The 18,897-nt window shown below is 55.8% G+C and carries 18 protein-coding genes; 9 read left to right on the top strand and 9 right to left on the bottom strand.

Annotation, left to right across the window (positions count from 1 at the left end; genetic code table 11):
- Window positions 1-1,203, top strand: coding sequence for a hypothetical protein (locus tag NAP1_RS03630; protein ID WP_156777183.1), 1,203 nt, complete (start codon window positions 1-3; stop codon window positions 1,201-1,203).
- Between the two features lie 32 nt (window positions 1,204-1,235).
- Here NAP1_RS03630 and NAP1_RS03625 read toward each other — a convergent pair whose 3' ends face one another.
- Window positions 1,236-2,225, bottom strand: coding sequence for a matrixin family metalloprotease (locus NAP1_RS03625; RefSeq protein ID WP_007163876.1), 990 nt, complete (start codon window positions 2,223-2,225; stop codon window positions 1,236-1,238).
- 480 nt (window positions 2,226-2,705) lie between these two features.
- Here NAP1_RS03625 and NAP1_RS03620 point away from each other — a divergent pair, with 480 nt between their 5' ends.
- The 6 genes from NAP1_RS03620 (at window position 2,706) to NAP1_RS03590 (ending at window position 10,184) form a co-directional block, all read left to right on the top strand.
- Window positions 2,706-2,918 carry a hypothetical protein gene (locus NAP1_RS03620; protein ID WP_007163875.1) on the top strand — a complete coding sequence of 71 codons (213 nt, stop codon included), beginning with the start codon at window positions 2,706-2,708 and terminating at the stop codon, window positions 2,916-2,918.
- 96 nt (window positions 2,919-3,014) lie between these two features.
- Window positions 3,015-4,154: an Arm DNA-binding domain-containing protein gene (locus tag NAP1_RS03615; protein WP_162013458.1), complete on the top strand. Its 1,140-nt coding sequence runs from the start codon at window positions 3,015-3,017 to the stop codon at window positions 4,152-4,154.
- 659 nt (window positions 4,155-4,813) lie between these two features.
- The gene (locus tag NAP1_RS03605; protein ID WP_007163872.1) at window positions 4,814-5,869 is read left to right on the top strand and encodes a tyrosine-type recombinase/integrase; all 1,056 of its coding nucleotides are present in this window, start codon (window positions 4,814-4,816) and stop codon (window positions 5,867-5,869) included.
- Window positions 5,870-6,194: 325 nt separating this feature from the next.
- Window positions 6,195-6,893, top strand: coding sequence for a DUF4145 domain-containing protein (locus NAP1_RS03600; RefSeq protein WP_007163871.1), 699 nt, complete (start codon window positions 6,195-6,197; stop codon window positions 6,891-6,893).
- A 62-nt stretch (window positions 6,894-6,955) separates the two neighbouring features.
- Window positions 6,956-8,644 carry an RNA-directed DNA polymerase gene (locus NAP1_RS03595; protein WP_007163870.1) on the top strand — a complete coding sequence of 563 codons (1,689 nt, stop codon included), beginning with the start codon at window positions 6,956-6,958 and terminating at the stop codon, window positions 8,642-8,644.
- Window positions 8,637-10,184, top strand: coding sequence for a DNA polymerase (locus NAP1_RS03590; protein ID WP_007163869.1), 1,548 nt, complete (start codon window positions 8,637-8,639; stop codon window positions 10,182-10,184). The genes NAP1_RS03595 and NAP1_RS03590 overlap by 8 nt, the downstream gene beginning before the upstream one ends.
- A gap of 865 nt (window positions 10,185-11,049) precedes the next feature.
- On the opposite strand, the gene NAP1_RS03585 is transcribed toward NAP1_RS03590, so the two are convergent.
- Window positions 11,050-11,661, bottom strand: a complete 612-nt coding sequence (locus NAP1_RS03585; RefSeq protein ID WP_007163868.1) for a DUF2231 domain-containing protein — start codon at window positions 11,659-11,661, stop codon at window positions 11,050-11,052.
- Window positions 11,662-11,894: 233 nt separating this feature from the next.
- Window positions 11,895-12,284 (bottom strand): hypothetical protein, encoded by a 390-nt coding sequence (locus NAP1_RS03580; RefSeq protein ID WP_241761173.1) that lies wholly within the window; start codon window positions 12,282-12,284, stop codon window positions 11,895-11,897.
- 223 nt (window positions 12,285-12,507) lie between these two features.
- Between NAP1_RS03580 and NAP1_RS03575 the strand changes: the two genes are divergently transcribed.
- Complete coding sequence (locus tag NAP1_RS03575; protein WP_007163866.1) at window positions 12,508-12,795, top strand: hypothetical protein; 288 nt, start codon at window positions 12,508-12,510, stop codon at window positions 12,793-12,795.
- A gap of 93 nt (window positions 12,796-12,888) precedes the next feature.
- The gene (locus NAP1_RS03570) at window positions 12,889-13,329 is read left to right on the top strand and encodes a hypothetical protein (RefSeq protein ID WP_007163865.1); all 441 of its coding nucleotides are present in this window, start codon (window positions 12,889-12,891) and stop codon (window positions 13,327-13,329) included.
- 13 nt (window positions 13,330-13,342) lie between these two features.
- On the opposite strand, the gene NAP1_RS03565 is transcribed toward NAP1_RS03570, so the two are convergent.
- The 6 genes from NAP1_RS03565 to NAP1_RS03540 form a co-directional block, all read right to left on the bottom strand.
- Window positions 13,343-14,077 (bottom strand): PepSY domain-containing protein, encoded by a 735-nt coding sequence (locus NAP1_RS03565; protein WP_233994312.1) that lies wholly within the window; start codon window positions 14,075-14,077, stop codon window positions 13,343-13,345.
- Between the two features lie 20 nt (window positions 14,078-14,097).
- Window positions 14,098-14,520 (bottom strand): nuclear transport factor 2 family protein, encoded by a 423-nt coding sequence (locus NAP1_RS03560; protein ID WP_241761172.1) that lies wholly within the window; start codon window positions 14,518-14,520, stop codon window positions 14,098-14,100.
- Between the two features lie 154 nt (window positions 14,521-14,674).
- Entirely contained in the window at window positions 14,675-15,991 is a 1,317-nt protein-coding gene (locus tag NAP1_RS03555) for a copper resistance protein B (RefSeq protein WP_007163862.1), read from the bottom strand.
- A complete protein-coding gene (locus NAP1_RS03550; protein WP_040464219.1) occupies window positions 15,988-17,838 on the bottom strand; it encodes a copper resistance system multicopper oxidase in 1,851 nt (616 codons plus the stop codon). The genes NAP1_RS03555 and NAP1_RS03550 overlap by 4 nt, the downstream gene beginning before the upstream one ends.
- A 48-nt stretch (window positions 17,839-17,886) precedes the next feature.
- A complete protein-coding gene (locus NAP1_RS03545; RefSeq protein WP_156777181.1) occupies window positions 17,887-18,444 on the bottom strand; it encodes an RNA polymerase sigma factor in 558 nt (185 codons plus the stop codon).
- Between the two features lie 15 nt (window positions 18,445-18,459).
- A complete protein-coding gene (locus NAP1_RS03540) occupies window positions 18,460-18,894 on the bottom strand; it encodes a periplasmic heavy metal sensor (RefSeq protein ID WP_007163859.1) in 435 nt (144 codons plus the stop codon).
- Between the last annotated feature and the right edge of the window lie 3 nt (window positions 18,895-18,897).

Raw genomic sequence — 18,897 nt, 5'->3', positions numbered from 1 at the left:
ATGTTTTCGACATTTGGCCGTATGGCTATTGCAATGCTCGCAGTCCTAGCAAGTTCTGCGTGCGAGCAGGACGCTGAGACCATCATTGACGATACACTTGCTTCTGACTTTGATCCTCTAGAAAGTGAGTTGTACGCTGAACAAAGGGCTCAGCTGGACGCCGAGCTGGACGGTGCGCAGTCGAAAATCTTTCTGAGGGAAACGAATCTCGACGACGTGACAATTGACGACCTTAGTTATCATTTTGGGGTACCACCCGACGACCAAATCGTCGTGCTTGGGGAGATTGGCCCCAGTGCATTCGAAGAGTTCAAGGCCGTCTACGAACAAGCCCAAGAGCGCTACCAAGTTCCCATAGTTTCGCTTAATTCGATGGGTGGAAGCGCAAATCAGGCGGCGATGATTGCAGAGTTTGTCTCTCAGAACCACCTAACTACTATTATTGAAAGCGGTTCAGTCTGTTATTCGGCTTGCGCTTTTATTTTCATGGCTGGGCGCATGGACGGCGGAGGTGAGGGCCCCGGAGGCGTAAATAGACTACTTCATATAAACGGGCGATTGGGATTTCACGCGCCATTTCTCGCATACAGTCCGAGTAAGAAGCGATCTCCTTATAAGGGGACGTATGGAGGCGTTGCTAACGCTTACAACTCGGGACTCAGACAAATTGGCCAGATGCTGGCGGGCCCATATCCGTCTAGTACACGCTGGCCGTCAAGCCTGGTGGGTGAGATGCTATTGACGCCGCCGGATCGCTTGCGCGAGGTGACCACTGTAGATGACGCAGGTCGATGGGAGATCGAACTAATTGGGACACCGCAGGAGGTTTCAGAATTAACTCCACGACAGATGTACATTGGTTGCCGCAATCTGCATCATTGGGCGTATGAAGAACTTTGGAATGCCTATCACTATGATATCTATCGCGAGAGTCCTGAAGCGGAAGAGGAAACGGTGATGGGCTGGTCTCGCGCTCAATCGCGCCTGCCAGACGCCCCTCCCCTCAGAAACAGGATAAGAGTCCCCATTGATGAACTAAATGGTCTCGCCTGCATCTTTTCCGATTATCCCGAAGATGACGACAACCGCGGACACATTACGGTGCAATTTGGAGGACGTGAGGATCTGGACTTGTCGCTACCAGCCTGGATGGCGTTTGACCCGGAATACCCGATTGCGCGTTTGCCCAAAGATGGTCGATAAACGCCAACATCGCCCAAATCTGAACTACCGTCCTATCCCCCGCGCTGCGGCAGTATAGATTGACAAAGTCCCGGATTATGCGAGAAATTTGGTGCGGCACCGTAGACACAGGCTACACCGTTCTGATCGAGCTCTGTAAGAGTAAGTGTCCAATCCCCTAAACCATTGCACTGAGGGTAGTGCATTACGGAGTAGGGATCATAATCGGTGACTGGCCGCCAATCACTATCCTCAAAGCAAGCACCAGCCTGCGGCCTCACATGCTCGTGCCGTGCGCCAAGTACATGTCCTAGCTCATGTCTTAGAATTCCAGTTAGCGTCAATCCGTTCCCTTCATTCGGATGCACCATGGCCGAAGCGTCAATCAAGACGTTCCTACTTCCACGCGCATAACTCGGAAAGAAGGCTCTTGCCAGATACTCACCTGCTACGTCGACCGGCCGCACATCGAAAACGACTGAAGAATTCAAGCGGTCGCAATCTTGATCCTCTTCCACAGTGTGAATGAAGTCGACTTCGGCAAACTGCTCCCAACGACTGGCCGCAGCGGCCATCGCATCCAGAACTCGCCCATAATCATCTTCAAAGGTCGAAGATACACAGTACGTCAATCTCACCTTCTGATCATCTGGCCACACATCGTTGTATCCATGGACAGTCCCAATTGTGAACGCGGCCGAATCGACGGCAAATTCTTCCTCCGTTTCGGGAATGTCGTTCGTCAAATCGTTTGCTGCACTCTGAACAAGCCACTTTTCGTAAAATTCTCTAAGGTCCGCGTCTGTTGCAAGGTGAATGTCTCCGCTCACAATGTAACCGCCACCATCGAATGGTTCGCGATATGTTGACGCCCGAAATTCCTCGAAACCCTCGACCACCGCTGAAAGGGAAGCCTCGCGGGATGCTTCACGCTCCGCGACCGACGATACGTTCACCAGACTCTCATCCGTCGCCGACTCTTGCTGCTCGCTGCACCCAGAGACCAGCACAATTGAACCAATAGCAATCATTGAAATGCGCATCACTTGTTACCCCCCGCCAAAAAATCTCGAAACCGCCGACAAGAAGACTATGAATAAAAGTATAGTCTGTCTAACATAAGAGCGCGCTCCATAAAAGATCTGCAATGCAGCGGCCAGATGTATGGATTCCCTTGCCTCACCCTCCTCTATCCACACAACTCAAGACTTTTTGGGTCTGCCGGAGCGAACTCATCTCACCATATCCGGGTAAGCGAACATCGACTTCATACCTTCAGCGTTGACCTGAACGATCTCAAAGGCCTCCCGGATCAATTACGACAGCTTCACCTATTGGAGTAACCGAGCGCCATAAAGGCGCTTTTCATGTGGAATTTTTCCTCATTGGATCGACCAACGGAGTCTGCGGAACGATCGCTTAACTTGCCACCCTCAGGGGATCTGGTTTTAGGTTGGAGGGAGAAGGTGCGTAGTCGGGGAATTCCCCCAGTCTTTCTCCCGAAAACCAGAAGAGGAAAAGACATGGATGAAACCGCAGACGAAAACTTCATCTTCCTGCCGAGCACGACCGGAGACGGTGTGCTCATCAGGCGAAACCAGGTGGTGGGTGCAAGGCCCAACGGACCCAATGAGGGTGCCGTGGTCTACACAGCCGCAGGACCCAGCATCTACACCAGTCTCACGACTAAAGCGCTTTCGCGACTGTTCGCAGCGCAAGTTGTCGAAGCCGGATAAGAGCTGACGGTTAAGGCGCGGCGGAGTCCGTACCGAGTCAACCATTTGGTCGATTTCGCCGCGCCAATGTTAGTGAAGGGAAAGGAACAGCCCTTCATGGCAAGCTGGGAAAAACGAAGGAAAAGAAGAGATGCCTGGGGCTGGGAGCGCAAGAATTCCGGCCGGAAGGCGCGTCGAAGTGCGTCCTTTTCCGATGAGTACATTGAGAACCTTATCCCTGAGGATAGGGACTACCCAGTCTACGATCTTGCTATGGACAGTGATGTAGATCGTCTGCTCCTGATAGTACGCCCAAGCGGCTCAAAGACTTTCTACTATCGGCGACTTGGTGAAGGTGACAAACGCAAGGTTCGCATTGGCATCTTCGGTAAACTCCTGACGCATGAGGCTCGAGCAAGGGTGCGGGAAATCTCACGACTCCTCGACAGAGGTGGGTCACTCTCACAGTTCATCAATTCGCGCTCAGGGCAAACCGTGCAGGATGCCTTCAGGATCTACATCGGCAATCAAGACTTCACGGAAGAGTGGGAAGCCCGAACACTCGCCACGTTTGAGAAGCACCTTCTGCCGAGAATTGGGAAGCTTCGCCTCCCCGCAATCAAATTCGAGGATCTCGAAAGAGCGCTCGCAGGTTGCAAAACGGACCATCAGAAACGCCAACAAAGAGAAATGCTATCTGCATTCCTTTCATGGTGCGTGAAGACGGGTCGAATTCCATCAAATCCGCTGAAGGGAAGACCCGCCCCTCCCCGGCCCCGACGATTGCGCCAACCAGTCGACCTTGGAGAGCAAGAGCTTCACTGGATTTGGGATGCTAGTGCTAACCTTCCAGGCAAGTGGTGTGAGGCGATCAGGCTCACGATTGCACAGGCAAAACCAATCAGTGAGGTTCTTCAAACTAGAGGCTACCTGACGCAAGCGCAGAAAGAGAGAGAACTCAGCGAAACGACATGTTTTGCACATGCCTACCTGCTTCAAGTTGCGGGCGGGAGAGAGGGCTATGTCTTCTCTGCAAGAGGCAAGTCTGAGCCGTTGCAATTTCAGAGTAGAATTTCGCAAATTCTGAATTCTCAGATGCCTATGCCACTCAACTTCTCGATGAGCGACATTGTCCGAGGATCGATTGAGTCACTCGCGATCCTGCGAGAATCCAAAACGCAATGGGATGAGATTCACCCCGCCGCGGTAAGGTACATCAATCCACCACAGCCAGAGATTGAGGAAGTGGAATTATGACCTTCCTCGTTGAAATGGCATGGATGGCACGAAACGTAAGCATGCGAATGAAACGTCAGCTGCGTGCTTCGTCGCCCCGTAGGGGGCCTGGAGGTACGTCACCGTCTTGTCCGGACAGGCGCCCGTACCCCAGTACTCAGAGAGAGTCCGGCCCACAAAAACACTCCAGCTTCAAGCAACATTTACGTGAAAAACATAAGAATTATTCTTCAAATTAAATAATCTAAGGCAACCTTGAAAGTAGACCTTAAACCCCAATGCACAAGAGATCCCCAAGGGAAAACAGGAAACTCTCGATAAGCGTGACAGGCTATAACTGCAGAGAAGGGAGTGGCTTCAAATTGAAGTCGCTCCTTTCTCTTTGAGTAAGCACAAGCTCCAACCATCGGCCACTGGTAAGTCCAAAATAGACCAGCAGTTTCCTCGGCGAGATCGACCTATTGGATAATAATTTCAGACGGTTGTATACTTGTCTATGCCGACACGCCGCCAACCATCCTTCAAGAAAACAGACGTAACTCGCGCTCTCATGGCAGCGAAGGATGCCGGCTTTGAGATCGCAATCACTGAGATCAAGCCAGACGGCACAATCCGCCTGATCTGCGGTCCAGCTCAGAACAACAGTAGCCTCTCACCCTTTGACGAGTGGAAGCAACGGCATGCGAATTAAGCTCAAGGGGCTCAATCGCGTCAAAAAGCGGTTGGCCAGCGGGAAGACGGTTACCTACTACTACGCTTGGAAGGGCGGGCCCCGGCTTGAAGGCGAACCAGGATCGCCAAAGTTCATCGAGAGCTACAATGCGGCTCTCGCAACCCGCTTCACCACCCCGCCAGATCAGCTCCGAAGCATCTTAAAGCAATATCAGGCCTCACACAGCTTCACTGACCTCGCCGATAGAACTCGTCAGGACTACAAAAAGCACCTGAGAACCATCGAGGCTGAGTATGGTGACTTTCCTATTGAAGCGCTGGCCGACCGCCGTACGCGCGGCGAATTCCTTGCCTGGCGCGAGCGCCTGGCCAAAAACTCGCGCAGACAAGCAGACTACGCTTATGCAGTGCTGGCGCGTGTCCTCTCGTGGGCGAGCAACCGAGGATTCGCCCCGCTTAATCCCTGCGAACGCCCAGGCAGACTGTATCGCTCGACCAGATCAACGAAAGTTTGGACCGCGGAAGATGAGCAGAGGTTCTACAAGCACGCTCCTCGTCATTTGCACCTACCGCTCTTGATGGCCTTATGGACTGGACAGCGACAAGGCGACCTCCTCGCGCTGCGTTGGAGCGCTTACGATGGACAGTACCTTCGTCTCACCCAACAAAAAACCAAGGTGCGAGTTCAAATCCCCGCCGGAAAACCTCTGAAAGCAGAGTTGGATGCACTGAGAGAAGCTAGAACGAAGCCCGCTAACGAGCTGGCTGCGAACTCGCACATCCTACTCAATACGCGACACTCGCCGTGGACCGCGGCAGGCTTCCGGGCATCATGGCGAAAGGCATGCAAGCAAGCCGGAATCGAGGACCTCACATTTCATGACTTAAGAGGTACAGCGGTCACCCGTTTGGCCATTGCGGGATGCACAATTCCCGAAATTGCAACTATCACAGGTCACTCGCTTAAGGACGTCGGGACCATCCTCGACAGCCACTATCTGGATCGAAACAGCGCTCTGGGAGAGTCAGCAATTCGAAAGCTGGAGGATTTAGACGGGGCCTAGAGATGTGATTATTGGAGCTCTTAAGGCTGATTGCTGAACCTGCACGATTGGTCAATTGATCCATTGAGTGCAAAATCTATCTTGCGAAATAAGCTCGCGTGGCAGTTAGCCAACTCTCAATCACTAATTCAACGCTACAAATATTGATATCGGCTACCGATTATCCGCTCACCATAATGGACAACTATTCTGTCCATCGCGAGCGGCGCGACGTTCCTATCCATTAACTTCATTTGCACTCCTCCAAATCTACAGCGCACAAAGTACCTTCGTCGAAATTCTGACGCTCAGCTGGGTCCGCAGGGACTATCGATGGGAGAATTTTGTGTTCAAAAGCTTCAAGCGCTTGGAAGATTTGGATGAGCGGAAGAGACTGCAGTGCAATTCATGCAAAAGACAGACAATCCATACACTTGAGGCTCAATGCATCGGCAAGTGGCAAGAGGATTTTGGCCGTGGGCACAGTGCCGACGGTGGAACCGAGTTTTCGCTTTTTCGCTGCGGAGCATGCGATGACGTCTGCTTTGAAACTTCATCGTGGTGCAGTGAGGATTACGACCACGATGACGAAGGCAATCCCTACTTACCTCGGACGGAGTCTCAGTATCCGCCTCCGTCCTCTGCCGACTTCGCGTTTGACACAGATTTCACACCCCATGACCTTAACGAGCTGATTGATGAAATGCTGTATGCTTTGTCAGGCAGCAAGCTAAAATTGGCTACTGTTGCTCTAAGGATGGTAGTAGAATTCATCGTTAATGACACCAAATGCTCCGGAAGAAATCTGATGCAGAAGATAGACAATCTGCATAGCAGAGGCCACGTTGATGAAAATCAATTGGGCTTGCTCCACAAAATCAGGGAAAAAGGCAATGCAGGTGCCCATGAACGGATCGCGATGAATCGGAATGAAATGGTTGCCGGAATTGGAATCGTAAACCTGCTCTTGGAAAAACTATACAACGGCCCCAAACGACAAGAAGAGATCCTCAAGAAAGCGAAGCAGGCATTTCAGGATGGGTAAAATTTTGCAGACAGGTCGCTAATCCGACGACATAGTTTAACCGATCTGAGGGTCAAATCTGAATGCAAAGCAATGATGAAGTCGACTATATTGTTGATCCTGCTTTCTGGTTAAATGGCCAGGCTCTGGGTTTCCCAGTGAATTTCGAATTAGTACTCAAGCATCTTCGCCAGGATATGCGCGACGATTGGTATTACGACTGCCTTCAGTACGATGACTTGTTCAAGGACCCAAGCGAAGCCAAGCGCATTATCATCTCGCTTCTTCAGGAGTGGAATGGCGAGTACCGCGGTACGCGCAGCGTTGTACGCAACATCCCAAAGCAAGGGTATGGAGAACGCTACGGTCTAGAGACCGATTTCTTTGATCGTTTTGTCTATCAGGCAATCTGCAGCTTCCTGATCCCGTTCTACGATCCGCTGTTGGGCCATCGGGTCCTGAGCTACAGGTACGAACCAACGCCTATCAAGGCAAAATATCTATTCAAAAACAAGATTGACCGATGGTTCACTTTCGAAGGTGTCACGCTGACGTTCCGAAAATCGGGGCTATATCTGCTAATTACTGACCTTAGCAACTTCTTCGAAAACGTGTCGCGAGAGCAAATTATTAAAGCACTTGAGCAGGCAGTTCCCAATCTTTTAGCGACTGGACCGCAGAAGTTGCATGTTCGAAATGCTATCGCCACCCTCGACCGATTGTTAGGCCAATGGACATACAGCGGCGACCACGGTTTGCCGCAGAACCGCGATGCATCAGCGTTCCTGTCCAATATCCTGCTTTCTAATGTTGACAGGAAGATGGCCGAAAAGGGCTACGACTACTATCGGTATGTCGACGACATCCGCATCATTACAGATTCTGAGACGCACGCGCGGCGAGGTCTTCAGGACCTCATCCGTGAGCTGAGGACTGTTGGCCTCAACATTAATGCAAAGAAAACTGAGATCTTGGCACCGGACGTTTCGGACGAGAAAGTCGCAAAGTACTTCCCATCGCAAAACAGCTCTACCATCGCGATCAATCAGATGTGGCAGTCCCGCAGTCGCCGCGTTGTGACCAGGTCGGTGACATACATTTTCGAAATATTGAGCAAATGCATCGCAGAATGGGACACTCAGTCTAGGACCTTTCGCTTCGCGGTGAACCGCGTGGCGAAGCTCGTGGATTCCGGTCTTTTCGACGTTGGCGATGCGTTATCGGTCGAGCTTCTCGATACACTTTCACAATCTTTGTCGGAGCACGCGGTATCGACGGATCAGTATTGTCGATTGATAGCGACATTAGACCATGGCGGGCGCTGCCTACCATCATTGGAAGCGTTTCTGCTTGCAGAGGACGGTGCGATTCATGATTGGCAGAATTACAATATCTGGATGTTGCTAGCGGTGAGGCAACACCGGTCTGACGATCTGGTGGCCCTAGCGGAACGTAAGCTTCAAGCGGACATGAAATCGGGTGAGGCAGCAGCGATCCTGATCTGGTTGCGCTGCGTCGACGAGAAAGCACTGATCGCGAGATGCTTGGAAGAGTTCGCGAACCTGCCTTTTCAGAATGCACGCTACCTCCTCATTTCCGCTTCAGTGCTCGAGGAAGAAGTCTTGCGCCCATTGTACGGCCACGTCCCTACGGGCCTTCGAGGCACCGGTCACAGGACCCAACGCCATTGCAATGAAGATGGTTTGCCATTTGCCCCGCGGGAGAACACTGATCTTCTGAACCTTATCGACGAAATCAGCGGATATGATTGATTTGGTTTCCCGACTTCTGATCTTCATCAAAGACTTCACTGGGAGGAAGCATGATTCGTTCTATTGGTTTCAGGATGGCAATCTAGAAGAGACCGACGCAGCTAGCGTAGCCGAATTTCAGGGCATCGTAGTATGCCATGATTTCTGGTTGATCCGCGATGCACTCTACGACAGCACTGGGACGCTACCCGCGTTGATCGTCGACTTAGATGAGCTACGCATATCTGTCAGTGGGTGCCCCGAAGATCGAATTGCGCGCGAGAAGCGCGACATAACCAGCCATCTTGAAAAATACGGCATCGAGCGGGAAGATCGCGATCTCTACCAGAAGATGTTTAACAAGAGCATCCCGTTTGACGAGGGGATTGCCGTCAAAGCCGCAACGGCGATTGCGGCGATGTACTTAGATCTTTGCGCTAAAGCTTACGCAGAAAGCGAGTTCGAACGCTTCTTCAACGTCGAGGTACCCGCCTATCGACTACTCCAGCTTTCTATGTCGGCTGGCATATCGATCGATACGTCCGGACTATCGGAGAAACGAGGTCAAGCGGAGCATGACTATTTCGTATTCTTGAAGGATTATTCAGCCAATCACGACATGCCGATCGAGACTCCGAGCAGGAGGAGGATTAAGGCAAAACTCCTTCAAGAAGGCTTCGAATTGGATGGTGTATCAGTCGACTACATTCTTGAGTTCGTTCCGCACGATCGTGACTTTGGCGATGACACCTTGACGCTCCTAGCACTGGACGCAGCCCGCAAAGTGCTTGGCTCGTTAACACTGTCGACCAATACAACAAGACCATTGGTTGACGTGTTCGGCTCGCGCACATCGCGTGTACAAATTCGGAGTCCGAATTTGCAAAACATTCCCAAAAAGTATCGTTCGATCATTAACTCTCGTGATGACGCACAACTTTGCTACGTCGACTTCGACCAATTTGAGGTCGGGATTATGGCGGCTCTTTCCGGCGACGAGATGCTAAAGGAGCTATACGCTGCGGGCGACATGTACGAATTGTTTGCCACTACACAGCTAGGACTTGTCGACAATCGGAAGGCCGCTAAGCAGCTGTTTCTTTCTTACGCATATGGCATGAGCCGAAAGGCCCTAGTCGACGCTGCCGTCTCTCTAGGTGTAGAAAGGCAAAAAGCGAAGAAAGCTTTCCGACAATTCCGAGGCTATGAAGATTGGAAAAGGACCGTGTGGACTGAGTTCCAGAAAGCCGGCAGGGTCTCATCCATATTAGGCAATCACTTCCGCAGAGAAGGTCAAGGACAGCTCACCGGCAAAGAGCAGCGCTCGGCAGTAAGCCAGGTGGTTCAGGGTACTGCATCGCTGATTTTCAAGCGAGCATTAATCAGCGTTGCCTCTCTTGAAGATTTGAGAGTGGCTCTTCCAATGCACGACGCATTGCTCTTCGAGCATAGGTCTGACGAGACACCTGCTAAAGTGGTCGAAGTGTTTGAAAGCGTAATGACTGTTTCGCTGAACTCAGAAGTTAGTGGGAAGGCATCGATAAGCGAATTCTCTGATTAAGAGTAAGACTCTTCAGCACCGGACGCGGCGAATTCCGATTCTTCGAAGCTCGAAAATTTGATAGCTGCAGTTTGGTCGAAATTGATCGAACATAGTTACAGCTCACCTTCGACCCTTCCGTGAAACACACTCGAAAATAACGATAATTTCGGCCTGGGAAACAAGAAGAGCTTCCCAACTGAGCCCCCAACTAAGCCTAGCGTGGCAGGCACACATCACTCAATCCGTTTAAAAAGTTGGTAGCGGAGGAGGGAAATATAGAGAGCATATAACGTGCTGATTTACCTAATAAACTTTTTGAGTCGTCTTGCAAATACCCCCATCAATACCCCCAAAATCGGACAGATGAGATAAAGCGCCTTTGGCAAACGACGACTTGTTATTCGTAGTGATTGGTAAAACGAGCGTCGGCCGTTTTTGGGCCGATCAGAAGGCGAAACGCCAGGTCACGATCCATCCGCCTGATCGGACATCGAGGGCATGTCATGGTCGGGCATGGATGGCATATAGTGGCCCGCATGAGGATCGGGTGTGTTGCTAGGCTGGGCATTCACCGGCGGGGGAGTGGCCGCAGGGGACGACGCTACTACCGGAGTGCTCGCCGGTCGGTCTGGTTGCCTACCGGCAGTCGCAGCTTCACCCGACCGGTTCGTGTTGGCCTCTCCAGCGGGAGAGGCAGCGTTGTCTCTTTCGCCTTCGCCAGCACCTGTGCTCTCGGTCGGCGGGGCCGTATACAGTGGCAAGGCTTCAGCTTCTGATGAAGTGTCCTGCGTCTGATCACAGGCAGCGAGCCCTAGCCCCAATGCCGCCGCAGCAAGGGGGGCAACAAACGCGTTCCGATTTGATCTGCGCATCATTCTATCCTTCAAAGCCAGGAGATACCAAGATGATTGGCACCGTGCGCAAGCTCGCCGCCCAGAAATCCCTGCACCAGCACTAGAGCGGCCATGGCAAAGATTGCGGCGCGAAACGCGGTCCGGCTCGCGGAAGCACGGCTCGCCAGATAGGCCATCGCCAGACCGAGGACCGCGATCAGCATTCCGTTCCAGCGATGAACCTGCATCGCAGTATCTCCGCCGAACCAGAGACCGGTATGGATCCAACCGAATATGGCCGCCACGACCGCCCCGGCGGCACCGCCATAAACAAGTACGCGCACTGCCGACTCTAGGCCTGTGCCCTTCCGTGCGATGACGAATAGCTCGGTGAGAGCGGCCATAAAGAACAAGGCGATCGGAAAGTGTACGGTGGCGGGATGCAGCGACTTGAGCACACCGACCACGCCCTTGTCGCCTTCGTCTGCATCTTGTCCCTTCGCCCCGTCATGATCAGCAGCCGTGTCGCCGTGCCCCTGCGCAGCCTGGATATCTTTTGACGCCGCATCGGAGACGACAGCACTGGCCGCTTCGCCATGTTCCTCGTCGCCATGGGCCTGGGCCGGACTTATCCAGAGCAGACTGGCGGCCACAATAGCCATGAATTGTATTCGTTTCATTCTCTACGGGCTCCGGTCTTGGCGATGGTCGTGCAACCTATTGTGTCTGTAATGCTCTGCGAACCTTCATCTCTTGCGGTGATAGAGCGCGGCGATCGTCGACGCGTGAGGGTTCAAATTTTACTCACGAGATGGTCGGGCCTCCTGCCTTGCACCGCGCCCTGGTAAGAGTGTGGCCAGGCTCAGGCACAAAGCGAGAGCCCGGCCACCGCCTCCTAATCGTCTTGCGCCATGTTCTCGTGAGCCGCCATCTGCTCGATCATGTCATGCATCATCATCATGTGCTGGTGACAGGCCGCCATCATATCGGCGTTGTCCCCCTGCATCATGCCCGCCATGTGTTCCTGCATTTTTGCACGATGTTCGGCCATAAGCCTTTGGCGTTCGGCAGGATCGCTCGCCGCGTGGGCCTGCTGCATCAGCGCGCGCATTTCAGCCATCTTCTCGCGGTGGGCCGTCATGGCCGCCGAATCCTGCATCATATGGCCAGCGTGTGACTGCTGCTGCGCCGCCGCTTGATCCCCGTGGTCATGCTGTTGCCGGGCCATTGCCGGGGTGGTTGCCAGGCCGGTGGCGAGCGCGAAAGCTAGAACTGTCAGTTTCATGGTCGATTTCCTTTCGTCGGTCTTGCGGTGGATGCTGTGTGCAGTCATCCTCTTTACGCAGCCGCCATCTCTTCCCCTCAAACAATCCGCAGCAGCGGTGGGGCTGGTGGGCCGAAGCACGGCCGGTTGCAGCGGTGCTGTTTTTCGGCCACCTTTTTGAGAGAAGCCGATAACGACGAATGGGGAGTATCATGGTGCCAGCAGAGCCGTCGGAGAAGCAGTCGTGAGCACGGTCAATGAGAACGGCAGCTGGGATATCCCGGAGCCCGATCATGCCGATCTGGTGCAAATGCGCATTCGCCTCATTACTCTCGAGAACATAGTTCTTGGCCTTTTGTCCGGGGCGAGCGATGAACAGATCGAACAGATTAGGAAACGTGCGGACATGATCGAACCGCGCCCCGATGCGAGCCGGCACCCGCTTACCGAACTGGCAGCAGGTGACATGCGGAAATTTCTCAAACGCGCTGCTCGCATGGCCGAGTCGGAGGGCCGCGAAAATCATGACTGATCCGGGCTTTGGGGCAGCGAAGGCGCTATGCAGGAAGTGGAAATCCGGCCGCTTGCTATTTGCTGGCGCAGATTATTCCGGCGTACCTGCAGCATGACCAGAACCCATTGGCTGATCCTTATTTGCGGGAGCCTGGTCGCGTTCGTCTGGGAGATTTTCCAGATGCCATTCTTCGAACCGGGTGATCTCGAACCCTTCGAGCGGACCATTCGCTGCGGCATTGCAAGCCTGGGCGATGGCGTGATCCTGCTGACAGCTTATAGCCTTGCAGCATTACGTGGCGGGCACGCATGGCTCTGGCAAGCCGCCAAAATGCCCTATGCGGTCTATTTCGGCTTCGGGCTTGTCGTCGCAATCGCCGTCGAAATGATCGCCACATCGCTTCCGGCAAACAGTTTCCTGAGCTGGCGCTACAGCGAGTTGATGCCGCACGAGCCAGTGACGGGACTAGCGCTGATCCCGATCGCGATGTGGACGATCGTGCCGGCGCTAACGATCCTTCTGGTCTGCTTTGCCCGAGCCGAACCTGATTAAACTGGGAGCGGCTTCAGGGTGCATTCGGCACATGTTTCGCCCGCCGCCTGATCCTGGGAAACCGGTTCGCAAGCAGGACAAAGCCCGAAACCGCGATAATCGTCCCGCCGATCCCGAACAGTAGCAGCCACCAGCTGTTGATGCGGTCGCGCTGCGTCCAGTCCATGATATGCAGCCCCCAGATAAAATCGAACAGGCGCCAGGTGTCGCTGCGGGCAGCGAGCACCGAGCCACTCGATGCATCGATGTAGACGCGGGTATTGTCCTCATCGCCGTAGGTGATCTGCCACGCCGGAAACGGACCCCGGAATTCGGTCCCGACAGCGTCTTCGATGAGGCGTGTGGTCGCTATGGTGGTCGATGGCCCGGTCCAGGCACGTCGGGCGATGGCCCGTGCACTCGCGGCGGGAAGGGGCGAGAGGAGCATCCCGCTATCCGGGTCGCGGAGCGTGACGCTTCCATCGTCCCGGCGGACCTCGGTTACTGCCCTGCCGCCGACCGCGCGCGTCGCAAGGGAAACCACCCCCTCGCTGCTATCGAGCCATTGGGGCATGACAGCATCAGCGGGCAGGACCTCCGGCGCGCGCGAAACGACATGTTCGGACCGAACCTCTTCGATGTCGAGAAACGACATCAGCGCCCCGGTGATCATCCACAGGAGCACCTGGACGCCGACAAAGATCGCCAGCCATTTGTGAAGCTTGCTGCCCAGCACATGAAGACGCAGCTTGAAAGAGCGTAACGCCAATCGGTGTTCCCCCGATCAAATCAGTTGTTACGCGGTGCGCGTGACGACGAATGGTACTGAACGATCTTCCAGCCATCTGCATCATGAGCGAGGACCGAGGTCGCAACCCCTTCGCGGTCGATTACGCGGCCGTCGGCCAGTTCGATCCGATAGGTGTAAGTTTCGCGGCCATAAGCCATATGTCCCATCCGGGTGACTGCGAGCGTCGGTTCGCCGAAGGTGAAGCTGGTTATTGCATCGAGTTCCGGTCCCAGGTGATGCTCCATGTAGTGCGTGAAGCTGCCTTCCGCCTTGCCGTTTTCGTAAACGAAGGATTCCTCGGCAAACAGCGCGGCCATGGCCTCTGCATCGCGCGACGTCAGGGCATCGCGATATGATGTCAGAACCGCTTCTGCCCCAGCGACGTCGTCGTTCATCGCAGCCATATGCTCGGCATGGTTCATGCCCTGCTCCGTATGGTCCATCGGCGTTGATACCGAATGTTCCGAATGCGCCGAATGGTCCATGGATTGTGCCAGGGCGGGAGTGCCCCCTGCAGCCAAGGCCAGGGCGACCGCGCTTAGGGATAGTCTTGTCCTCATTGTATATTTCCTTCTCTTAAAACCAGAATCGCATGCCCACGACGTAATTCGTCACGCTAGGGTCTTCCCCTGCGGCGCGTGCAAAATCGGCACTCTGACCGATCCGCCACTCCTGGGAGACGCCGACATAGGGCGCGAATTCGCGTGCGAACTCGTAGCGAAGACGCAGACCTGCCTCGATCCGGTCGAGGCCAGCGCCAATGCCGAGTTCGGGAATATCCTGAGCCGAAAGAGCGATTTCGGCTCGCGGCTGGAGGATCAGCCGCTGCGTGATGCGCTGATCAAGCTCGCCCTCGAAGCGCGCGGTTACATCACCCTTGTTCGATACGAACGCTGCAACGTCGACCTCGAACTGGTAGGGAGCAATGCCCTGTATGCCAATGACAGCATGGGTGCGCTCGGGTCCTGTTAAATCCTGGCGCACACCTGTCTGTAGGTCGAAAAAGGGAGCGATCGCCCGGCTCCAGAGTGCCTGGACTTCGGCTCCCTCGACAGGCTCACCGAAGCTGCCTTCGCCCTCGGATTTGAACCAGAACTTGTCGATATCACCACCATAATAGCCCTGGATGTCCCAAAGATATCCATCCACTCCCTCGCGGGCGCGGTATTCGAGCCGGTCGCCCTGAAACCAGAAGCGCATCCCGCCGTCGGTCTCGCGGACAAGTTCGCGCCGCGCTTCGTTCATGGCTTCCTCGCCCCAGATCGCGACCGCCGCGCGCGCGGGACCGCTCCCGGCTTCGGGAGGAGGCGGCAGCAGCGGGATATCGTCGTTCGAGCCCATCTGCATCGCCGAATGGTCCATGCCCTGCATGTCCTGCGATCCCGTCTGCCCATGGTTCATCTGGCTGTGATCCATCTGCCCATGGTCCATCGACGAGTTGCTGGCTTCCGCCTGACCCATGTCGCCTTGGTTCATCTGCGAATGATCCATCGCGCCTTCGGCAGGCGTGCCATGCGGCATCGAGCCATGATCCATTCCTTCATGACTCCCGGGTGTAGTCTCCGGACGGGCAGCGTCCATCGGCATTGCCATGCCCGAATGACCATCCTGAGCGGTCGTCGAACCATGAGACATCGTCGAATGGTCCATCGTCGAATGATCCATGGCAACTTCAGGCTGGGCCACTGGTTCGCAAGCTCCTTCGGCTACCGGGTGCCCCATCGCGCGATGGCGCTGGGCTTCTTCTTCGCACTTTGTCTTGGCGTCAGCCTGCGCCTCGGCGCTCTGCTGCGGCTCCGCGGGCGAATGACCGGCATGCTGCGCCGCAGCGGGGGAGGCGAGAACTGAGCCGACTGCGATCGATGCGAGCAGGCTGGTAATACGAATCTTCATGCTTCGCTCCCATCGGGATTGGCGACAGTGACGATCTGAAACATCCCGGCATGCATGTGGTAGAGAAGGTGGCAGTGGAAGGCCCAGTCGCCCGGCTCGTCCGCCGTCAGGTCGAACTGCGCGCTGCCGCCCGGCTGCACGTTAACCGTGTGCTTGAGCGGCTGACGATCGGCAGGTGCGCCGTTAACCAGTTCGAAGAAGTGCCCATGCAAGTGGATCGGGTGCGCCATCATCGTGTTGTTTATCAATTTGACACGCACGCGTTCGTTATAGGCAAAGCGGATCGGCTCGTCGGAGACGGCGGAGAACTTCTTGCCGTCGAACGACCACATGTAGCGTTCCATGTTCCCGGTGAGATGGATTTCCATCCGCCGCGAGGGAGTCCGGCCCTCCTGATGAGGTGTCAGCGAGCGTAGCTTGCGATAATCAAGCGTGCGGTGGGGGACATCGGCGAGACCGATGCCGGGGTCGCCCATACGGTCGACCGGGTTCATCGAGACCATGTCGAGGCCGGGCCCGACCTGCACGTCGGGAGGCAGGAGCGATGTATCGCGCATCTGCATACCTCCCGCCATGCCAGCCATTCCGGCCATCTCCGCCGAACCGCCATCCATACCGGACATCCCATCCGCGCCAGCCGCTCCGCTCGATCCGTGATCCATTCCGGCCATCCCGCTGGCGCCATGGTCCATGCCGGCCATACCAGCATCGCTCTCGCCGGCTCCGTGGTCCATGCCGCTCATGCCCATATCGGCCATGGTCAGCAGCGGGGGATCGCGCAGCGGCGGGATGGCGGCGCGCGCGCCGGGCGTGCTCGCCAGCGTCGCAATGCCCATGCCCGAGCGGTCCATCGACTCGGCCACCAGCGTGTAGGCCTGTTGCTCGCCCGGCGTCACGACGACATCGTAGGTTTCGGCGACGCCGATCTGGAACTCGTCGACCTCGACCGGTTCGACATCCTTCCCGTCCGCCTGCACGACAGTCATCGGCAGACCGGGAATACGGATATTGAAAAAGGTCATGGCTCCGGCATTGATGAAGCGCAGCCGCACGCGCTCGCCCGGACGGAAGAGATATTCCAGATTGTCGAGCGGTCCGTGACCGTTAAGAAGGTAAGTGTAGGCAGCGCTCGACACATCGAGGATGTCGGTAGGCATCATGCGCATCCTGGCCCACATACGGCGATCCTCGCCCGAAAGCGGATAGTCGTCGGTCCAGGTGTTCTGTTTGTAGTTGAAGTAGCCTTCCCCCTTCTTGAGCTTGTCGAAGATCGTGTGGGGCGACATTTCGCTGAATTCGCTCAGCACCACGATATATTCGCGGTCGGCCCGCACCGGATCGGGTCCGGCGGGATCGACCACGATAGCGCCGTAGTGCCCGGCCTGTTCCTGCAACCCGCTATGCGAGTGCCACCAATAGGTTCCTGCCTGCCGCACGGGAAACTCCGCTGTGAAGGTCTCGCCTGGCTTGACGCCGGGAAAGCTCACGCCGGGTACACCGTCGAGTTGGAACGGCACGAGCAGACCGTGCCAGTGAATTGAGGTGTCTTCCTCGAGCTGGTTATGGACGTTCAATCGGACGGTCGTGCCTTCCTTCAAACGCAACAACGGGCCGGGGATCGTGCCGTTGACGGCGATGGCGCCGCCGCGTCTGTTGCCGGTTGCAAAGGCAGACCGCGCGACAGTGAGGTCGATATTCGGCCCGGATACTTCATCCAGCCCTTTGCGGGCGTTTCCTGCAAGGATGTCCGCGCCGCGCGCCCAGGCCGGCATGGCACCGGAGAGACCAAGCAGGCCCAGCCCGCTAGCACTTGTTCCAAGGAATCTTCGGCGATTGAGGGCAGGCATAGGGGGCTCCTGAAAATGCGTATACCGTCACATACGCGGTCAGCTGCCCTACCCCTCAAACTTTTCGAACCGCTCCTTCAGCCGGTTGCGCGCACGATAGATGCGCGTCTCGACGGCTTTCTCGGTGGTGCCGAGCAGCTCGGCAGCCTCGGCCTGGCTGTACCCCTCGACAGTGACCAGCACGAGCGCCTCTTGCAGGCGCACCGGCAAGCGCCCGATTTCGGCCTGGACCAGCCGCAGCTGTTCGCGGGCTCCGGCAACATTTTCGGGATTAGGGGCATCGTCGGCAACGGCGTCGGCTTCCCGCCCATCCGGCAAACCAAGGAAGCCAATAACTTTCCTGCGGCGGAGCTTGTCGCGGCACCGGTTGAGAACGATTGTCGTCAAATAGGGACCGATGGGCTTGCTCGGATCGAGGCGATGACGTGTCAGCCAGACCGAAGCGAGACCGTCCTGGACGACATCTTCGGCCTGCGATGGTGAACCCAGCATACGCGTGGCAAGCGCGATCAACCGGGCGATCTCGCTCTCGACGAGAGCTGTGAACGCCCGCTTGTCACCGGCTATTGCCCGCCCGATCAGCGCTTCGTTCGAAGTGTCATCCACCGCTGCCAAGGCTGATCAGTCACGCGGATCGCGCGTGAGGGCCGCGGACACTTTCCGGTCGAACTGGAGCTGCTGATCGGGATCGAGAATTTCCCGCATATCGAAGACGTGCCGCACGGTCGCTTTCTGCAATTCGCCCATGCGCGCATGCACCTCGTCGATCGCGGCACTGACTTCGGGCCCGTATTCGTGCTCGGTTTCCATTGCCTGGGCGAGCTGTGCGTTGGCTGCGCGCGCAGAGGCTTCGAGCCTTGCCTGTTCTACCGCGAAACGCGCTTCGAGCGCATCGAGCCGCTCCTCCTGGTCAGCCGTGAGCGACAGCTCATCGTGCACGAACTGGTGCAGGCCGCCCTCGGCATCGTTGTTGGCCCAGCGATCGGCGGCAAGCGCTCCTAGGCATCCGGCGAGCGCCGCCAGCAGGACCGCAAGGACAAGGTGAAACTTCTTCAACGT

This window comes from Erythrobacter sp. NAP1, assembly GCF_000152865.1.
In the GTDB taxonomy this organism is placed as follows: Bacteria; Pseudomonadota; Alphaproteobacteria; order Sphingomonadales; family Sphingomonadaceae; genus Erythrobacter.
The sequence above is the reverse complement of the archived record's forward strand: the minus strand, read 5'-3'. Positions and strand labels throughout refer to the sequence as shown.